Source organism: Arthrobacter sp. GW460-12-1-14-TSB2, assembly GCF_059423525.1.
In genome coordinates, this window is sequence record NZ_JBWKYC010000029.1 from 23,936 (window position 1) to 41,656 (window position 17,721).

Consider the following 17,721-nt stretch of genomic DNA (forward strand, 5'->3'; position numbering starts at 1 on the left):
CCGATGCCGCCAAACGAGGCAACAAGACCTTGAATGTGAAAATTACCATAGCAGGTATGGCTAAACAATTAGGCCGCTTTGTGCAACTGGTTAACCAATTGCATTGCACTAACCGTGACCAGTCCCCACCCGCAGGCTACCGCTAAAATGGCGGCTTCGAGGCATTTTTACTAAACCGACGTGTGATATTTCTGCTGCGCGGCCGCCAGGCCGTCCTTGACCACGGTCTCCACGGCGTCGGCGGCGTCATCCAGGAGGAACGGCAGTTCCTTTTTTTCGGCCGTGGCGAAGTCCTTCAGGACAAAGTCGGCGGTATCCATCCGGCCCGGCGGACGCCCCACTCCGACGCGGACCCGAAAGTAGTCCTTGGTGGCCAGCGCTTTCGAAATGTCCCGAAGCCCGTTGTGGCCGCCTTCGCCGCCGCCGATCTTGAGCTTGACGGTATTGAAGGGAATGTCGATTTCGTCATGGACGGCCACGACGTGCTCCGGACCTATGTCATAGAACTTCGACAGGGCGGACACCGGACCGCCGGAGACGTTCATGTAGCTCATGGGTTTGGCCAGGATGACGCGGGGTCCGCCGATCCCGAGCCGGCCCTCCAGCACGTGGGCGCGGGCCTTGTGCACTTTGAAACTGCCGCCCACCCGGCGCGCGAGTTCGTCCAGCACCATCTGGCCGACGTTGTGACGGTTGTTGCTGTATTCGGTGCCGGGGTTGCCAAGGCCCACGATCAGCCAAGTGTCAGTCATGCGTCAATCCTAGGGTTGTTACAAACGGGCTTTAACACGGCAGTGGCCGGGCCCCGACAGGGACCCGGCCACGAGAAACGGGCTGCCGGAATTACTCGGCTGCAGCCCCGGATGCCTCGGAGGTGGCGCCTTCGGAAGCCTCTTCCTCGGAGACCTCGGTGGCCTCGGAGATGTTGACCACCAGGGAATCGGGGTCGGCCAGCAGGATGGAACCCTTCGGCAGGACCAGGTCGGAAGCGTGGATGTGCTCGCCGGCGGAGCGGCCTTCGATGCTGACCTCGACGGCGGTGGGCAGGTGGGTTGCCTCGGCCTCGAGGGAAACAACGGTCATTTCCTGGTTGTAGGCGTTGCCCGGAGCCAGCTCACCGGTGAGGTGGACGGGAACATCGACGGTGACCTTTTCGCCGGTGCGGACGGTCAGGAGGTCGAGGTGCTCGACGATCTGCTTGATCGGGTTGCGCTGGATGTCCTTGACGAGGGCCAGGTGCTGTTCGCCGTTGATGTCCAGGGTCAGCAGGGCGTTGGCGGTGCGGACGGCCAGGGTGGTGGCCTTCGCCGGGAGGGTGATGTGGATCGGATCTGCGCCGTGGCCGTAGATGACGGCGGGGATCAGGTTGGCCATGCGTGCGCGGCGGGCGAAGCCCTTGCCGAATTCGGTGCGTACTTCTGCTGCGAGCTTCTGCTCAGACATGTAAATCTCCTTGAAATCTAAACGGGTGTTCAGCAAGGGCGGAGGTCTGTTTGCGACCTTCAACGCCGGGCGGCCCGTGGCCGGCCCTTCAAGAAGGGAGATTCAGACCCAGTCGATAACGGAGACTGCTCTCCCTCGCCAAGGTATCGTGGACCAGCCTACCAGCGTTGGGCCCCGTTATTGAAAACGGGGCCCAACGCCGGCGGGCTTAGGTCAGGAAGCTCAGGCGTTGCCGTCGAACAGGCTGGTGACGGAGCCGTCGTCGAACACTTCACGGATGGCGCGGGCAATCAACGGTGCGATGGACAGCACTGTCAGCTGCGCGAAGCGCTTGTCGGCCGGGATGGGCAGCGTGTCGGTGACCACCACTTCGCGGGCGCCCGACTCCGCGAGCCGGCGGGCTGCCGGGTCAGAGAAGACGGCGTGGGTCGCCGCAATGATGACATCCTTGGCGCCGGCGTTCTTGAGCACCTGGACGGCCCCGGAGATGGTTCCGCCGGTGTCGATCATGTCATCGATCAGGACGCAGGTGCGGCCTTCGATCTGGCCCACGACGGTCTTGGACACGGCCTGGTTCGGAACCGTGAGGTCGCGGCTCTTGTGGACGAACGCCAGCGGGGCACCGCCGAGGCGCTCGGCCCACTGTTCAGCCACGCGGACGCGCCCGGTGTCCGGCGAGACAACAGTGATGTTGTCGGCGGCGACGCGTGTGCGGATGTAGTCAGCCAGCAGCGGGATGGCCATGAGGTGGTCAACCGGGCCGTCGAAGAAACCCTGGATCTGCGACGTGTGCAGGTCGACGCTCATGATGCGGTCCGCGCCGGCCGTCTTGTACAGGTCAGCCACCAGACGGGCGGAGATCGGCTCGCGGCCGCGGCCCTTCTTATCCTGGCGGGAGTAGGGGTAGAAGGGCGAAACCACGGTGATGCGCTTGGCGGATGCCCGCTTGAGCGAATCAATCATGATCAGCTGTTCCATGAGGTGGTTGTTCAGCGGGGCCGGGTGCGCCTGGATGACGAAGGCGTCGGTGCCGCGGACGCTTTCTCCGGCGCGCACGTAGATTTCCCCGTTGGCAAAATCGTAGGCATCCACCGGCAGCAGTTCAGTGCCCAGCTCCTTGGCGATCTCCCGCGCAAGCTCGGGATGGGCCCGCCCTGCGGCGAGTACCAGTTTCTTCTCGCCGCGTGCCGTAATTTCGGTCATGATTGCTTGCCCTCTTCTGTAGGTGCCGGGGTGCTTGAGGAATCCAGGGGCGGCTGTGCCGCGGCTGTTTCGCTGACCGGCACCGTTGCCCCCGCGGCTTCGGCCAGTACTGCTGAGATGGAGCCCGGGCGGTGCGAGACGACCCAGCCTTCGGCATTCCGCTGCTTGGCCACAGAGATGACCAGCGCGCCGGCGGGAACGTCCTGCCGGATCACTGCGCCGGCCCCGCTGTAGGCGCCGTCACCCACCTGGACCGGAGCGACGAAGACCGTGTTGGAACCCGTGCGCACGCCGGAACCGATCACGGTGCGGTGCTTGTGCTCGCCGTCGTAGTTGGCCGTGATGTTGCCGCAGCCGATGTTGGTGTCCTCCCCGATCTCCGCGTCGCCGGCGTAGCCGAGGTGCGACAGTTTGGAACCGCGGCCGATAGTGACGTTCTTGGTCTCGTAGAAGGCGCCGATCTTGCCGGTCTCCCCCAGCACCGTTCCCGGGCGGAGGTAGGTGAACGGCCCGACGCTCGCGTTCGCGCCGATCGCCGCTCCGGAGCCGTGCGTCCGCGTCACCTTGGCGCCCTCGCCAATGGTGACGTCGGTCAGGGTGGTGTCAGGCCCGACGACGGCATCCCTCGCCACAGTCGTGGCGCCGTGCAGCTGGGTGTTGGGCAGGATCCGGACGTCCTCTGCGAGCGTCACCGTTGAGTCGATCCAGGTGGTGGCGGGATCCACGACCGTAACTCCGGCGCGCATCCAGGCCTCCACCGTGCGCCGGTTGTGTTCGGCTCCCAATGCCGAGAGCTGGACACGGTCGTTGGCACCTTCCACCTGCCAGCGGTCGTTGGTGACCACAGCGGCCACCCTCCCGCCGGCCGCGCGGGCAATGCCCAGAACGTCTGTGAGGTACATTTCGCCCTGGGCATTGTCCGTGGTGACGTGGGCCAGGGCGTCGCGGAGGACGGCGGCGTCGAAAGCGTAGATCCCGGAATTGATTTCGCGGATTTCACGTTCCTCGTCGGAGGCGTCCTTGTGCTCGCGGATTCCCGTGACAGTGCCGTCGGCCGCCCGCAGGATGCGGCCGTAGCCTGCGGCGTCGTCCAGGACCGCGGTCAGGACTGTGACGGCGTTGCCTTCGTCTTCGTGGATGAGGACCAGCTCGGCAAGCAGCTCCGCCGAGAGCAGCGGCACGTCGCCGTAGGTGACCACCACAGTGCCGCTGAGCGGACCGTCGGCGTCGAGGGCTTCCAGCGCCGCCTGCACCGCTCGGCCGGTGCCGGGGACTTCATCCTGGTCCACGATCAGCGCTGCGGGATCGAGCCGGGAGACGTGTGCGGCCACGAGGTCGCGCTCGTGCCGGACCACAAGGGCCAGCTGACGGGGGTCGATAGTGCGGGCGGCGCGCAGGGCGTGGCCAACCAGCGACCGGCCGCCGATTTCGTGGAGAATCTTTGGCGTCCGGGATTTCATCCGGGTACCGGCACCTGCAGCTAGGACGATGACGGCGGCGGGGCCGGTTGTCTCGGGGCTCACGTACAGGCTCTCCTTGCTTGGTGGATCTCAGTTGCGCGCACTTTCACACCTTCGCCGGTCTGTTCCGGATCCGGGACCCGTCTACAGCGGCAGTTCCGCCCATAGGATTCGAACCTATACTCCACGGCTCCAAAGGCCGGGGTGCTGCCATTACACCAGGGCGGACCGTGCCCGGACCCGCAGCCCCGTGGCACGAGAACCAATTCTGCCACGAAGGTCGGCGCACTTGCGACTCGGGGCCCTGCGCATCCCTTAAGGCATGATGGGACGGTGAGCAAGATCAGCGGTGCGCCCGATGGCGCCGGAAACCCTCCCGGCAGGCCCGTCAGGGCACCCGGATACGTCCCCCGGCCCCGCATGACCGGTGCGCAGCGTCGCTCACAGCTGATCGACATCGGACGCGGGCTCTTCGCCATCCGGGGCCTTGACGGCACCACGATCGAAGAGATTGCGGCGGCTGCTGGCGTGTCGAAGCCCGTGATCTACGAGCACTTCGGGTCCAAGGAAGGCCTCTACACCCAGGTGGTGGAGTACGAGTTCCGGATCCTGCTGGCCGCCATCAATGACGCCCTCACGGACGAAGCCAAGCCACGTGTCCAGGTGGAGCGGGCAGCCCTGGCCCTGTTGACGTACATCGAGGACCGCACCGACGGATTCCGGATCCTGATGCGCGACGCACCGCCGTCGCAGCCCGAAGGCGCCTTCTCCACGCTGCTCTCCCACGTCACCGCGCGGGTGGAGCACATCCTGTCCGACGAGTTTGCCCGCCGCGGGTTCAGCGCGGCGGACGGTGCCATGTACGCCCAGATGCTGGTCGGCATGGTGGCCATGACCGGGCAGTGGTGGCAGGACAGCCGGACCCCTGACAAGCGCGCCGTGGCCGCCCACCTGGTGAACCTCGCCTGGAACGGTCTCACGGGTCTGCAGAAGGAACCGGAGCTCCGGTCCGACCTGGACTAGGGCCGGCCGTCGGGCGAGGCAGTCATCCTCTGCGTGCTGCTCCTTCGTCGCTTTGACGCACGCTGCCGGATAACTCCCTCGCCCGCCTTGCTGCCACCCTGGTGGTTATTCGCCCAGGACTTCCAGGGCATCCAGCCATTCGAGTTCCAGGGCTTCGCGTTCTTCGGCCAGGGTTTTGAGCTTCTTGTTCAGGTCGGCCATGGCGTCGAAGTCGTTGTCGGCCGTGCTCTTGACCATCTGGGCGTGGATCTTGTCTTCCTGCTGGGTCAGCTTGCCCAGCTGGCGGTCGATCCGGTTCTTGGCCTTGCGGGCGTCCCGCTTCTCTGCTTCGGACGGGCCGGCGGTGGCGGGTGCCGAGCTGCCGCTGGCGCCGATGACGGGGTTGCCGCCGCCTGTGATGGTGGAGCCGGCCAAGGCGCCTTCGCGCAGTTCGAGGTACTGGTCCACGCCGCGCGGCAGCGCGCGGATCTTGCCGTCGCCCAACAGTGCCATCTGGTGGTCGGTTACGCGCTCCAGCAGGTAGCGGTCGTGGCTCACCACAACCAGCGTGCCCGGCCAGCCGTCCAGGACGTCTTCGACGGCGGCGAGGGTGTCGGTGTCCAGGTCGTTGGTGGGCTCGTCAAGCATCAGCACGTTGGGTTCGCCAACGAGCAGGCGCAGGAGCTGGAGCCGGCGGCGTTCGCCACCTGACAGGTCCTTGACCGGGGTCCACTGCTTCTCATTGGTGAAGCCCAGTTGTTCCACCAGCTGGCCGGCGCTGAATTCCTTGCCGCCGACATTGAAGGACCGCTTTTCGCGTTCGATCACTTCGATGACGCGCAGGTCCTTGACGTCGTCCAGCTCCTTGACCTCCTGGGTCAGCACGGCGGTGACAACAGTCTTACCGCGCTTGACCTTGCCGGATGTGGGCTGGATTTCGCCGTTGAGGAGCTTGAGCAGGGTGGTCTTGCCGGCGCCGTTGACGCCGACCAGCCCCAGCCGCTCCCCCGGTGCAAGGCGGAGGGTGATGTTGTCAAAGAGCTTCTGCCCGGGCTCGCCGCCGAGGAAGTCCAGCGACACGTGCTCAAGGTCCAGCACATCTTTGCCGAGGCGCGCCGTGGCCATCTTGCTTAGGGCCATCGAGTCGCGCGGCTCCGGGACGTCGGCAATCAGCGCGTTGGCTGCCTCGATGCGGAATTTCGGCTTGGCTGTGCGGGCGGGCGCGCCGCGGCGCAGCCAGGCGAGTTCCTTCTTGACGAGCTGCTGGCGCTTGCCTTCCATTACCGAAGCCGAGCGGTCACGTTCGGCGCGGGCCAGGACGTAGGCCGCGTAGCCGCCTTCGAAGGGGTCCATGATTCCGTCGTGGATTTCCCAGGTCTTGTTGCAGACCTCATCGAGGAACCAGCGGTCGTGGGTGACCACCAGGAAGGCGCCCTGGTTGGCGCGCCAGCGGGTCTTGAGGTGTCGGGACAGCCAGGCGACGCCTTCGACGTCGAGGTGGTTGGTGGGCTCATCGAGCATGATGACGTCGTGGTCTTCGATCAGCAGCTTGGCCAGCGCAACGCGGCGCTTCTGCCCGCCGGAGAGGGCGTGCACGTTGGCGTGCCAGTCGACGTCGGACACCAGGCCGCCCATCACCTCGCGGATCTGCGGGTTGCGGGCCCATTCGTAGTCCGCCTGGTCGCCCACGATGGCGGCACCGACCGTCAGGTCGCCGTCGAGCACATCGCTCTGGTCCAGGTAGCCGATGTTGACTTCGCTGCGTTTGGTGACGCGCCCTGAATCGGGCGTCGAGCGCATCGCCAGCAGGCGCATGAGAGTGGACTTGCCGTCGCCGTTGCGGCCCACCATGCCGATCCGGTCACCCTCTTCAAGGCCGAGGGTTACGCCGTCGAGGACGGTGCGGGTTGCATACGAGACCGTGAGGTTCTCGCCGCCGAGCAGGTGAGCCACTGGGAACTGCTTTCTTCGGTGGAAATTCGTTGAACGTGAAGGATCGAACGGAGTCGAAAGTACTAAAGGAGCGTATCGGAGATGATGCGGGCCCCGTGCACTGGTCCATGGACGGCCAGCGCGTTCAGGCCGTGATGACTGAGGTCTTCCGCGAGGCTGGCAGCCGCAGCAGGGCTGTGCGTGAGCAGGGCCACGGTGGGGCCGGAGCCTGAAACAAGTCCCGCGATCGCTCCGCACGATTCGCCAAGTCCAAGGATATCGCGTAGTCCCGGCGCCAGCTCAATGGAGGCGCGCTGGAGGTCGTTGACCAGGACGCGGCTCAAGGCGTCCGCGTCCCCGCTGCGCAGCGCCTGCAGGATCTTTGGATCCACGGCGTCGGGCTCTTCCACGGTGATGCCTTCGGCCAGGCGAAGGCGGTCCAGGGTGCGGAAGACCTCCGGCGTGGACAGCCCGTAGTCAGCTGTGACCAAGACCCAGTCCATTTGCGCTTTGGCCAGTGCTGGAGACAACTCGTCCCCTACGCCTAGTCCGACGGCGGTGCCGCCGAGCAGGGAAAACGGGACGTCGGCCCCGAGTTCTGCGGCCAGATGGGCGAGCTCGTCGCGGGACAGCCCGCTGTTCCAGAGGGCGTCGCACGCGAGCAGCGTGGCTGCCGCGTCTGCCGAGCCGCCTCCCATGCCGCCGGCCACGGGGACCCGCTTGGTGATTTCCAGGTGGACACCGGTGGAGTACTCGGACACGTCGGCCATGATGGCGGCCGCCTTGTAAGCGAGATTCCGTTCGTCGAGCGGTATGTCCACGTCCGCCAGGTCCAGCGTGCTGGCCGGACTGATGCTGACCGTGATGCCTTCCGCGGGAGTGCTGGTGGCGGCCACTTCCTCGTAGAGGGAAACGGCCAGGTAGACACTGGCAACGGAATGGTAGCCGTCCTCACGCAGCGGGCCCACGTCCAGCGAGACGTTGATTTTGCCGGGAGCCTTGACCCGGACCGTCCTCGCGGCAAAGCGCCCTCTCACTGCGTTCATGAGTCCAAGCTATGGCATGGCGGCGTCAGGCTCCAAGCATGCGCCCCCATGGAGACACCCGATGCGGCAGCGCCCCCGGGCATCAATCCTGCGCAGCCTGGCGGGCTTCGGCAATCCGCGCGAACGCAGCGATGTCGATTACTTCGCCCCGGGCAGTGGGGTCAACGCCTGCCGCCAGCAGGCAACGTTCGGCCTCCGCCGCACTTCCGGCCCATCCTGCAAGGGCGGCCCGCAGGGTCTTCCGGCGCTGGGCGAACGCGGCATCGATCACAGCGAATACTTGTTCCCGCGTGGCCGACGTCACGGGCGGTTCGCGGCGGGTGAAGGCGACAAGCCCCGAGTGGATCTTGGGTGCAGGCCAGAAAACGTTCATGCCGATCACGCCGGCCTTGCGCATGCTGCTGTACCAGGCGGCCTTCACCGACGGAACGCCGTAGGTCTTGGAACCGGGGCCGGCCGCGAGCCGGTCCGCAACTTCGTCCTGGACCATGACCAGGCCGTGCCGGAGGCTCGGGAAGTGCTGCAGGAGGTGGAGCACCACGGGCACCGCGACGTTGTACGGGAGGTTCGCCACGAGGGCGGTCGGTTCCACAGGCAGTTCCGTGACCCTCATGGCGTCGGCCAGCACCAGATGGAAATCCCTGGCGGCGTCGGGGCGCCATTGCTGCACGGTGCCCGGCAGTTTGGCGGCAAGGACCGGGTCGATTTCGACGGCGACGACCGACTTGGCGGCGTCCAGCAATCCCAGGGTGAGCGAGCCCAGTCCGGGACCGACCTCAAGGACGGTCTCGTCGGCGTGGATGTCAGCGGCCGCGACGATCCGGCGGATGGTGTTGCCGTCGATCACGAAGTTCTGGCCCAGGGTCTTGGTGGGGCGGACCCCGATCTCCTCGGCGAGCCGGCGGACGTCGGAGGCGCCAAGAAGTGGTGCGGGCGCGGTGCCGGAGGCGGCGGGGGTCGGTTCAGTCACCTAGGTATCCTATCCCGCCGGCCTGCGGCGGCACGGCGCGTGAAGCCCGACCGCGGGACGGGGACCAGGGACAAACTGGAACGGCGAAGGGATACGGCGAAGGCCGGGTCCGGTGAAAATCCGGACCCGGCCTTCGATGCCGCCGCGGCGGTGGTCAGCTGCCGCGGCTGTTGACGGTGGTGCCTGCTATCTGGAGTAACTGCTAGCTGGTCGCTGCCCAGCCGCAGCCCCAGGGCGAGAGGCCGCGCTGTGCGTAGACGCGGTTGGCGATGTCTATCTGCTGCGCCTTGGTTGCGAGGCTGGCGTTGGGTGCGTACGCCCCGCCGCCGGAACCAATCCAGGTCTGGATGTCGAACTGCAGGCCGCCATAGTAGCCGTTGCCGGAGTTGATGGACCAGTTACCGGTGGATTCGCACTGCGCGATCTTGTCCCACATGGCTTCGTTCATCATGGCGGGGGCTGCTGCACCGGTGTTCGCAGCGGCTTCAGCCTTGGGCTTTTCCTTGGTCCCCACCGAGACCTTTTCGGTCACGGGCTGGACGGAGACGGTCTCGGAGACGAGGGTCCGGGCGGCTTCGCGGCCGTCCACCAGCACCAGCTTGAAGTTCTTGTCCACCTTGCCGGGGACACCGGCCTGGGTGACCTTCTTCTCGCCCACGAACAGGTCGGCGCTTTCGGAACTCATCGTGTCGAAAGGAACCTCCTCGGACGTGGCAGCTGTCTTCGTGGAATCCACCCTTGACACCTTGATCGCCATGTCATTGACGACGTGGGCGTTCCGGGGCTGGGAAAGCCGGTCGCCGGCGCCGACGGTCACTCCCGCGTCCTTGAGGACCTCAGCCACGGTTGCCGCAGTGGTGGTCGCTTTAGTGGCTTTGCCGTCCGCCAGGATGCTGACGGTCTTGGGCGTGGAGATGGCCACAAAGGAACCGGAAACAGCCAGCTGGGCATCCTTCGGCACGGAGACTTCCGAGGCGCTGGCAACGCCGAGTTCCGTGACCAGTCCTTCGACATTGGCCGAGGTGGTGTTGATGGTCTTTTCGGCCCCGTCGAGGCTGATCTTCACAGCCTTGGCGAGATTGACGTTGATGACTGAGCCATCCTCCACGCGGGCGTCCGCAGACGGGGATACCCGGTCCGCGGCCTGCAGCTCCACCTTGGCACTCTTGACCACTTGGCCTACGGTCCCGCCGAAGGTCTGGACGGAGCTGACTTTGCCGTCCACGTTCAGGGTGACTGTTTTGTTGTTGCCTACGAAGGCCACGAGGCCCAGCACGAGTGCCGAGAGCACAAGCAGCTGGGCGCCGACCTTGACGAAACTGAATTTACCGTCCGAAGTGAAGAACTTGACCACGATTGCCCGTAACTCTAGGACCATCCGGGCACGGGGAAAAACGCACATCACCCACCGACGCAAACACCCTCAGGGCAACTCCGGACATGGTCCGGATGTTTGCAGCAGACGTGTGCGCCGCCATACTCAGGACTCCGCAGACCGCCTCTCGGCAGGTCCGGAACTGAGCGAAATTATCCGAAGGCCTTCCCCGACCCCGGCTAATAGTTATCCACTGTAACCGAAGCGTTATAAAGCAGCCAAGATATTGTGCATACCTGGTATTCCTGACGGTTCCCTGAGCGAGGTCGTTGCTAGTCCCAGGATCCGTATGCCTGCAGGGAATTTTGGGCTATTTGGGCACAAATGTCCGACAAATCAGTGCTTGTCAACTCGGCCATTGCCCGGACCGTATGCGGGATGAGGTAACTGGCGTTGGGGCGGCCGCGGAAGGGGTGCGGGGTCAGGAAGGGCGCATCCGTTTCCACCAGAACCCTGGCAGGGTCGGCAATCGCAAGCGCTTCGCGCAGGTTGGCCGCGTTCTTGAACGTGACAGTGCCTGCGAAGGACATGTACCAGCCTTCGTTGTTGCAGGTCCGGGCGAGCTGTTCGTCTCCGGAGAAGCAATGGAACACCACCCGCTCCGGGGCGCCCTCTTCGCGCAGGACCTGGACGACGTCGTCGTGGGCGTCGCGGTCGTGGATCTGCAGCGTCAGCCCGAGGCGCTTGGCAATGTCGATGTGGCGCCGGAACGAGTACCGCTGGTGCTTCAGCCCCTCCCCCTCGGTGCGGAAGAAATCCAGGCCCGTCTCACCAATGGCGCGGATCCTGGGATGCGCTGCCAGGGCTTCAATCTCGGCCAGCGCATCCTCCAGCTGACCGCGGGCTGCATAGTCCGGGGCGTCGTTGGGGTGGATGGCCACAGCGCCGAGAAGACGCCGGTCCAGGTCAACGGCCTGCACCGTGAACCTGGAGGACTCCAGGTCGCAGCCAACCTGCACGGCTCCCTGCACGCCCACTGACGCGGCCACGTCCAGGGCGGCAGCCACCTCCACCTTCACGTCGGCGTTGGGGAAGTCCAGGTGCGTGTGGTTGTCCATGACCGGGACGGGCAGCGGCTCGGGAGCGGGCGGATAGCCCTGCCGGCTGGAACCATCGCTTCCGGGCACGCGAAACGGGGCTGGCGTCAACGGGGTGTTCATCCTTCTACCCTAGCTTCCCGGGCATTCCGGATCCTGCCGGGAAATACCGGAACTCTCTGTTAGCTCCGGCAGTTGTGTTAGTAGTCTGGTGGCATACGGGCGAACGCCCGACGGCGGGCGCCGGCACTTCCTGCCAACCCGTGCCAGGCTTCCCCAGGTCTGAAAGGCTGCCGATGGACTCCCCCAGACGCACGACAGTAGATGAAGCCCTCCCTGACGGGCAGGTCTTCCCCGACAGTGCGGGAGTGGCGGGAAACCCGCTGAACGGGACCCGGCCGCCGGCCATGGACGCAGAAGCCTTCCACGCTGCCAGCGAGCGCATCCTGACAGCCATTAATACGGTCATCGACGGCAAGGCCGAAGCGGCGAAGCTTGCCCTGACGGTACTCCTGGCCCAGGGGCACCTGCTGCTTGAGGACGTTCCCGGTGTGGGAAAGACGCTGCTCGCAAAGACACTCGCCCGCACCATCGACTGTTCGGTGAGCAGGATCCAGTTCACCCCGGACCTCCTGCCCTCGGACGTCACGGGTGTGTCCATCTACAACCAGGCCTCGCGGCTGTTCGAATTCAGGCCCGGCGCCGTGTTCGCCAACATTGTCATCGGGGACGAGATCAACCGCGCCTCCGCAAAGACCCAGTCTGCGCTTCTGGAGTGCATGGAAGAGCACCAGGTCACCGTGGACGGGCACTCCTACAAGCTGGACGAACCCTTTATGGTGGTGGCCACCCAAAACCCCATTGAGATGGAAGGGACCTATCCGCTGCCGGAAGCGCAGCGGGACCGGTTTATGGCCCGTATCTCCATGGGCTATCCGGACAAGGACTCGGAGATCGAGATGCTGGAGACGCACCAGGCGACCTCGCCGCTGACCCGGGTGACCGCCGTCGTCACCTCGGCCGATGTGGCCGCCATGATCGCCGCCGTCCAGCGCGTCTACGTTTCGCAGGCAGTCAAGGAGTTCACCGTGTCGCTGGGGCGCGCCACCCGTGAAAGCGCCATGCTACGCCTCGGCGCCAGCCCCCGGTCCATGCTCCAGCTGCTGCGGGCAGCGAAGGCCACCGCCGCGCTGGAGGGGCGGAACTTCGTGCTCCCCGACGACGTCGTCAGCGTTGCTGAAGCCGTGCTGGCGCATAGGATCATCCTCGACCGCAAGGCGGCCAGCACGGGCGAAACTCCGCATAGTGTCATCCGCAGCATCCTGGCCAAACTTCCGGTGCCCCAGGAAATGTCCGCAGCACCGTCCCGGGGCGGCAGCCCGCGCGGCGGCACGGACCTTCGGCACACCCGCTAGCGGACGGCGCCACGATGGCCCTCACCGACAGGCTCCCGCGGCACCTCTTCAGCACACGCGGCTGGGGGTTGCTGGCTGCCGGTGTGGTTTCGTTGCTGGCAGCACAGGTCATGGGCCGGCGCGATCTCCTTTCGCTCGGCATCCTGCTGATCGTCCTCCCGCTGGTCTCGCTGGCAGGGATCCGCCTCCTCAAGCCCCGGTTCAAGGTGTACCGCGAATTCAGCCCCGCCAGCGTGGAAACCTCCTCGACCACCACCGTGCGCCTCGCCGTGGCCCGGACCGGCCCGGCCACCGGCCAGGTGATCATGGAGGAACGCCTGCCGTCACGGTTCGGCGAATCGCCGGCCTTCCGTTTCCCGTCCCGCTCGGCGACCGGCGGGACCAGCCGCTACGAATACCACCTCCGGTCCGGCAAACGGGGTCAGTTCGTCATCGGCCCGGTGACGGCCGAGTTCACCGACCCCTTCGGACTCTCGCTGCACCGCCACGCGATCGACGACGGCGACACACTGACGGTGACGCCCGCCGCCGTCGAACTCCCCGCAACGGGACTTGCCGGCGCACGCGGCAACGACGGCGTTACGGCCACGCGGATCCGGGCGAACCCGAGCGACGACGACGTCATGACCCGGGAGTACCGCCACGGAGATCCGATGCGCCGGGTCCACTGGGCTGCGACCGCCAGGCACGGTGCCCTGATGGTGCGGCAGGAGGAATCCGTGACCACGCCGGAGGCCACCATCATCCTGGACCAGCGGTGGTCGGCGTTTGCACGCGGACCGGGCGCCGCCTTTTCAGCCACATCCGGTGAGGACGGCCACGAACTGATCACCAGCGACACCTTCGAATGGGCGGTTACGGCCGCCATGTCGGTGAGCGCCCATCTGGCCGAACGCAACTATGCCCTGCGGTTCCTCGATCCCGCGGGGGAAGCCGCCTTCCTGCATTCTCCCTCCGCCCCGGAACCTGAGGCCGAGGAATACACCGGGTCCGCGGGCCTGCAGTCCATCGCCGAGAGCCTCGCGGCCATCCAGCTCTCCGGCGCGCACCATGCCGCACACCACGCGGCGCCCGAGTCGGGTCAGCGGGCCTTCGACGACCGGCTCATGGACAAGCTTTCCGCTCACCGCCAGCGCGGCCCCATCATGGCGATCCTGGGACACGTGCAGGCAGCCGAGGCACGCTCGCTGTCCGCCGCCGCCGGGTTCGGGGCCAACGCTTTTGCGATCATCGTCACCGACCATCCGGGAGAGTGCCGCGACGCCGTTGAGTCGTTGCGGTCCGGCGGCTGGCGGGCCGTGGCCATCACCCCCGCCACATCGGTGGCAGCGGCATGGTCCTCTTTCGACCAGCGCGATGCGGCTGCCGCCACGGCCGCCGCGGACGTCCGCCGCGCCACAGGAGTCAGCCGATGACCATGACTCCCCAGCGGCACTCCGGTCCGGGGACCGGCCGCACCTCCGAAGTCCTGGCACCATCCACGGCTCCCGCTCCACGGCGGCGCCGAGTCGGTGCGCATCCGTGGGTCATGGCCGCGGCTGTCGCCCTTGCCGTCGCCGGCGCCGCCCTGTCCCTCAACGGGGTGCTGCGGGGCTGGGCCTGGTATCTTCCGGTCCTGACCACAGTCTTTGTTGTTGCCCTGGCCATGGCCGTCCTGCGGGCGCTGCGGGCGCAACCCTTCCTGGTGGCGCTGGGCGGCTTCGCAGCGCTCATCTTCATCCTGACCTTCACGTTCTTCCGCAGGTTCAGCATCGCCGGGTTCATTCCATCCGGCGACACCATGGAGCAGCTGGGCAGGTACCTGCGCCGGGCCAGCGAAACAGTCCTGGCCGAGAGCTCCCCGGTGGCGCCCAACGCCGGCATCGTACTGGTCACCTGCGCCGTCCTGGGCCTGGTGGTCATCCTGGTCGATGCCCTTGCAGTGCCCCTGGCTCTGCCGGCAACCAGCGGGCTGGGGCTCGTGGCCATCCTGGTGGTGCCGGCCATGGTCAAACCGCAGAGCGTCGGGCCGTGGGCGTTCGCGGCCGCTGCCGCCGGCTACCTGATGATCCTTGCCTGCAGCCAGTGGTTCGCTCCGGCTGACCGCACCACGGCCGACACCGCCCGGAATCCGGGACAGTTCCGCCGCGCAGCCCTCACCGGCGGCATGGCGCTGGCGATCACGCTCCTCCTTCCCCTCGCCGTTCCGGGCTTTGACCAAGGCACCTTCCCGCAGGGTTCCAGGCTGAATCCGTGGGGTTCGTCCACCGGCCTCAACCCGATGATCAGCCTGGGCAACAGCTTGCGGAGTCCCGCTGGCGACGGGCGCATCACCTATGCCACCAGTGCCAGCAGGCCCCCCTACCTGCGGTCCGTCACCGTGGACCGGTTCGACGGCGATTCGTGGTCACCCGACGACCGTGACCCTTCCCGCCGGGTGGGGGTCGGGCGGATGGACACCGGGTACGAGATCGTCGCTGACGAGCAGGTCCGGCAGGTCACGGCGATCAGTACCGGGCGTTTCACCAGCCCGTACCTGCCGGCGCCGTACGCTCCGGACTCGGTCAACGGCCTGGCCGGACGGTGGAGCTGGGATCCGGCCACCTTGAGCATCAAGGGCGTGGACACCAACTCACGGAACCAGCAGTATGTTGTGCAGTCCACCGCCCCCAGGCTCACGCCCGAACTGTTGTCCCAGTCCACAACGGCCGTGCGCGGGATCTCGGAGGAATTCATCCGGCCGCCCAACAACGTGCCGGACATCGTGCGCAGCACCGCGGACACCGTGACCGCGGGAAGCAGCACGGCGTATGCCAAGGCAATGGCCATCCAGAACTACCTGCGCTCCGTCGAATTCACGTATTCCCTGCAGTCCCCGGTGCAGGGCGGCTACGACGGCAACGGGCTCTCAGTTCTCGCGGATTTCCTGAGCCAGAAGAGCGGCTATTGCATCCATTTCGCCTCGGCCATGGCCGTGATGGCCAGGCTGGAAGGGATCCCCAGCCGCATCGCCGTGGGTTACGCGCCGGGCCGGTCCACGGGTGGCACGGTTTCGGTTCCCGGGCGGGGCGCACTGACCGAATACGAAGTTGACTCCAGGGACGCGCACGCCTGGCCCGAACTCTACTTCCAAGGACTCGGCTGGGTGGCGTTTGAACCGACGCCTTCACGTGGAATGGTGCCGGACTACGCAGCGCAGGCCTTCACCCCGGGCGGCGCCGGCACCAACGAAAACAACGACGACCTCATTCCGTCCAATGCCGCCACGCCGGGCGCCACACCGGAAACGCCGGCGCCGCTCCCGGGGCTGGATTCGGCCGGTGAAGCCGGGCACCCGCTGACGCTGCCGCTCTACGGCGCTGCCGGCCTCCTGGTCCTTGCCCTGATCGCCGCATCGCCCCGGATGGTGCGCACGGGCCTGCGGTCACGACGGCTCCGGCGCGCACCGTCCTCCGGGGGCAACACGGCCGTGGCAGCCTGGGCTGAACTGCGGGACCTGGCCACCGATTACGGACTGGCTCCCGGCCTCAGCGAAACTCCGCGGCACTTCTCCGGCCGTCTTCGCGGGTCGGGGGCTCTGGGCGGGCCGGACAATGCGGACGACGCCGGAGCCCGGGCGGTTGCGTCACTGACCGCGGACTACGAACGGCAGCAGTACGGGCCGCCGCCCGGTCACACGGACGGTGCCGCCGGGACCGCCGGTGCCGGGGCCGGCGGGACCGCCGGTGCCGCCCCGCCCTCCGCGACAGACAGGATAGCGGTGGTTCAGGCATCGCTGCGGAGGCACTCGCGGGCGGCCCGACGGCTCCGGGCGGAATGGCTCCCGCCGTCGGTCATGAACCGGTGGGGGCGCATGGTCACCGCCCCGTTCCGTGCCATCGCACGGGCCGCCGCCATACCGGCGCAGGCCGCCGCGCGGTCCTGGCGGACGGTGCGCGACGGCCTGCGGCGGCTGCGGCAGGGCTAGCCTGCCGGTTGCCCTGCGTCCGGACTAGCCGGCGTAGGGGTCGGCGATGCCGATGTACTGGGTGTAGAGGTATTCCTCGATGCCTTCGAGGCCGCCTTCGCGTCCCAGGCCTGACTGCTTGACGCCGCCGAAGGGGGCGGCCGCGTTGGAGACGACGCCGGCGTTCAGGCCGAGCATGCCGGTCTCGAGGCGTTCGCCCATCCGGATGCCGCGGTTCAGGTCGCGCGTGAAGACGTAGGCCACCAGGCCGTATTCGGTGTTGTTGGCCAGGCGGACGGCCTCGTCTTCGGTGTCGAACGTGATGATCGGTGCGACGGGTCCGAAGATTTCCTCGGACAGGATGCGGGTGCCCTCGGTGACGCCCTTCAGGATGGTGGGCTGGTAGAAGTAGCCCGGGCCGTCCACGGGGCCGCCGCCGGCCACAGCCACCGCACCGGAGGCCACGGCGTCGGTGACGAGCTCGTGGACCTTGTCCCGGCTCTTCGCGTCGATCAGCGGGCCGACCTTGGACTCGGGTTCGGTGCCGCGGGCGGTGGTCATGTCCGCCATCTTCGCGGCGAACTTCTCCGCGAACTCGTCGGCGACGGACTCGTGCACAATGAACCGGTTCGCGGCGGTGCAGGCCTCGCCCATGTTCCGCAGCTTCGCCAGCATCGCCCCGGCGACGGCGGCGTCCACGTCGGCGTCCTCGAACACCACGAACGGGGCGTTCCCGCCAAGCTCCATGGAGGTCCGCAGCACGGTTTCGGAGGCGTCCGAGAGCAGCCGGCGGCCAACTTCGGTGGAGCCGGTGAAGGAGAGCTTCCGCAGCCGGGAGTCCTTGATCAGCGGGCCCGTGGTGGCACCGGCCGTTGAGGTGGGGATGAGGTTCAGGACACCGGCGGGCAGGCCG

The 17,721-nt window shown here is 66.8% G+C and carries 14 protein-coding genes and 1 tRNA gene; 4 read left to right on the forward strand and 11 right to left on the reverse strand.

Annotation, left to right across the window (positions count from 1 at the left end):
• Nucleotides 1-170: 170 nt before the first annotated feature.
• The 5 genes from pth to AC07YR_RS21600 form a co-directional block, all read right to left on the reverse strand.
• A complete protein-coding gene (gene pth / locus AC07YR_RS21580; protein WP_055803952.1) occupies nucleotides 171-752 on the reverse strand; it encodes an aminoacyl-tRNA hydrolase in 582 nt (193 codons plus the stop codon).
• Nucleotides 753-843: 91 nt separating this feature from the next.
• A complete protein-coding gene (locus AC07YR_RS21585) occupies nucleotides 844-1,443 on the reverse strand; it encodes a 50S ribosomal protein L25/general stress protein Ctc (protein ID WP_494735205.1) in 600 nt (199 codons plus the stop codon).
• 222 nt (nucleotides 1,444-1,665) lie between these two features.
• Nucleotides 1,666-2,646: a ribose-phosphate diphosphokinase gene (locus AC07YR_RS21590; protein ID WP_028270407.1), complete on the reverse strand. Its 981-nt coding sequence runs from the start codon at nucleotides 2,644-2,646 to the stop codon at nucleotides 1,666-1,668.
• Nucleotides 2,643-4,169, reverse strand: coding sequence for a bifunctional UDP-N-acetylglucosamine diphosphorylase/glucosamine-1-phosphate N-acetyltransferase GlmU (gene glmU, locus AC07YR_RS21595; protein ID WP_494735206.1), 1,527 nt, complete (start codon nucleotides 4,167-4,169; stop codon nucleotides 2,643-2,645). Before glmU ends, AC07YR_RS21590 begins: the two co-directional genes overlap by 4 nt.
• 93 nt (nucleotides 4,170-4,262) lie before the next feature.
• Nucleotides 4,263-4,334 (reverse strand) — tRNA-Gln (locus AC07YR_RS21600).
• Between the two features lie 192 nt (nucleotides 4,335-4,526).
• Between AC07YR_RS21600 and AC07YR_RS21605 the strand changes: the two genes are divergently transcribed.
• Nucleotides 4,527-5,129 (forward strand): TetR/AcrR family transcriptional regulator, encoded by a 603-nt coding sequence (locus AC07YR_RS21605; protein ID WP_436059279.1) that lies wholly within the window; start codon nucleotides 4,527-4,529, stop codon nucleotides 5,127-5,129.
• Between the two features lie 105 nt (nucleotides 5,130-5,234).
• Here the strand turns inward: AC07YR_RS21605 and AC07YR_RS21610 are convergent, their stop codons facing one another.
• The 5 genes from AC07YR_RS21610 to AC07YR_RS21630 form a co-directional block, all read right to left on the reverse strand.
• Nucleotides 5,235-7,061 (reverse strand): ABC-F family ATP-binding cassette domain-containing protein, encoded by a 1,827-nt coding sequence (locus AC07YR_RS21610; protein ID WP_436057070.1) that lies wholly within the window; start codon nucleotides 7,059-7,061, stop codon nucleotides 5,235-5,237.
• Between the two features lie 62 nt (nucleotides 7,062-7,123).
• Nucleotides 7,124-8,086, reverse strand: coding sequence for a 4-(cytidine 5'-diphospho)-2-C-methyl-D-erythritol kinase (locus AC07YR_RS21615; RefSeq protein ID WP_494735207.1), 963 nt, complete (start codon nucleotides 8,084-8,086; stop codon nucleotides 7,124-7,126).
• 82 nt (nucleotides 8,087-8,168) lie between these two features.
• Nucleotides 8,169-9,056 carry a 16S rRNA (adenine(1518)-N(6)/adenine(1519)-N(6))-dimethyltransferase RsmA gene (rsmA, locus tag AC07YR_RS21620; RefSeq protein WP_436057068.1) on the reverse strand — a complete coding sequence of 296 codons (888 nt, stop codon included), beginning with the start codon at nucleotides 9,054-9,056 and terminating at the stop codon, nucleotides 8,169-8,171.
• A gap of 202 nt (nucleotides 9,057-9,258) precedes the next feature.
• Nucleotides 9,259-10,410 (reverse strand): resuscitation-promoting factor, encoded by a 1,152-nt coding sequence (locus AC07YR_RS21625; RefSeq protein WP_494735208.1) that lies wholly within the window; start codon nucleotides 10,408-10,410, stop codon nucleotides 9,259-9,261.
• A 293-nt stretch (nucleotides 10,411-10,703) separates the two neighbouring features.
• Entirely contained in the window at nucleotides 10,704-11,591 is an 888-nt protein-coding gene (locus tag AC07YR_RS21630; RefSeq protein ID WP_494735209.1) for a TatD family hydrolase, read from the reverse strand.
• 173 nt (nucleotides 11,592-11,764) lie between these two features.
• Between AC07YR_RS21630 and AC07YR_RS21635 the strand changes: the two genes are divergently transcribed.
• From AC07YR_RS21635 to AC07YR_RS21645, 3 genes are read left to right on the forward strand one after another with little or no spacing between them, the layout of a single operon-like run.
• On the forward strand, nucleotides 11,765-12,883 hold the full coding sequence (locus AC07YR_RS21635; RefSeq protein WP_494735210.1) for an AAA family ATPase: 1,119 nt from the start codon (nucleotides 11,765-11,767) through the stop codon (nucleotides 12,881-12,883).
• 14 nt (nucleotides 12,884-12,897) lie between these two features.
• Nucleotides 12,898-14,298, forward strand: a complete 1,401-nt coding sequence (locus AC07YR_RS21640; RefSeq protein ID WP_494735211.1) for a DUF58 domain-containing protein — start codon at nucleotides 12,898-12,900, stop codon at nucleotides 14,296-14,298.
• A complete protein-coding gene (locus AC07YR_RS21645) occupies nucleotides 14,295-16,829 on the forward strand; it encodes a transglutaminase TgpA family protein (protein WP_494735212.1) in 2,535 nt (844 codons plus the stop codon). The genes AC07YR_RS21640 and AC07YR_RS21645 overlap by 4 nt, the downstream gene beginning before the upstream one ends.
• A 24-nt stretch (nucleotides 16,830-16,853) precedes the next feature.
• Here AC07YR_RS21645 and AC07YR_RS21650 read toward each other — a convergent pair.
• Nucleotides 16,854-17,721, reverse strand: an 868-nt coding sequence (locus tag AC07YR_RS21650) for an aldehyde dehydrogenase family protein (protein WP_494735213.1), incomplete at its 5' end; no start/stop codon positions are given.

Bases quoted from the DNA above. Each gene is read 5' to 3' on its own strand.
- AC07YR_RS21615 (WP_494735207.1), bottom strand. From the start codon at position 8,086: ATGAACGCAGTGAGAGGGCGCTTTGCCGCGAGGACGGTCCGGGTCAAG.
- AC07YR_RS21585 (WP_494735205.1), bottom strand. From the start codon at position 1,443: ATGTCTGAGCAGAAGCTCGCAGCAGAAGTACGCACCGAATTCGGCAAG.
- AC07YR_RS21635 (WP_494735210.1), top strand. From the start codon at position 11,765: ATGGACTCCCCCAGACGCACGACAGTAGATGAAGCCCTCCCTGACGGG.
- AC07YR_RS21630 (WP_494735209.1), bottom strand. From the start codon at position 11,591: ATGAACACCCCGTTGACGCCAGCCCCGTTTCGCGTGCCCGGAAGCGAT.
- AC07YR_RS21640 (WP_494735211.1), top strand. From the start codon at position 12,898: ATGGCCCTCACCGACAGGCTCCCGCGGCACCTCTTCAGCACACGCGGC.
- AC07YR_RS21590 (WP_028270407.1), bottom strand. From the start codon at position 2,646: ATGACCGAAATTACGGCACGCGGCGAGAAGAAACTGGTACTCGCCGCA.
- pth (WP_055803952.1), bottom strand. From the start codon at position 752: ATGACTGACACTTGGCTGATCGTGGGCCTTGGCAACCCCGGCACCGAA.
- AC07YR_RS21645 (WP_494735212.1), top strand. From the start codon at position 14,295: ATGACCATGACTCCCCAGCGGCACTCCGGTCCGGGGACCGGCCGCACC.
- AC07YR_RS21605 (WP_436059279.1), top strand. From the start codon at position 4,527: ATGACCGGTGCGCAGCGTCGCTCACAGCTGATCGACATCGGACGCGGG.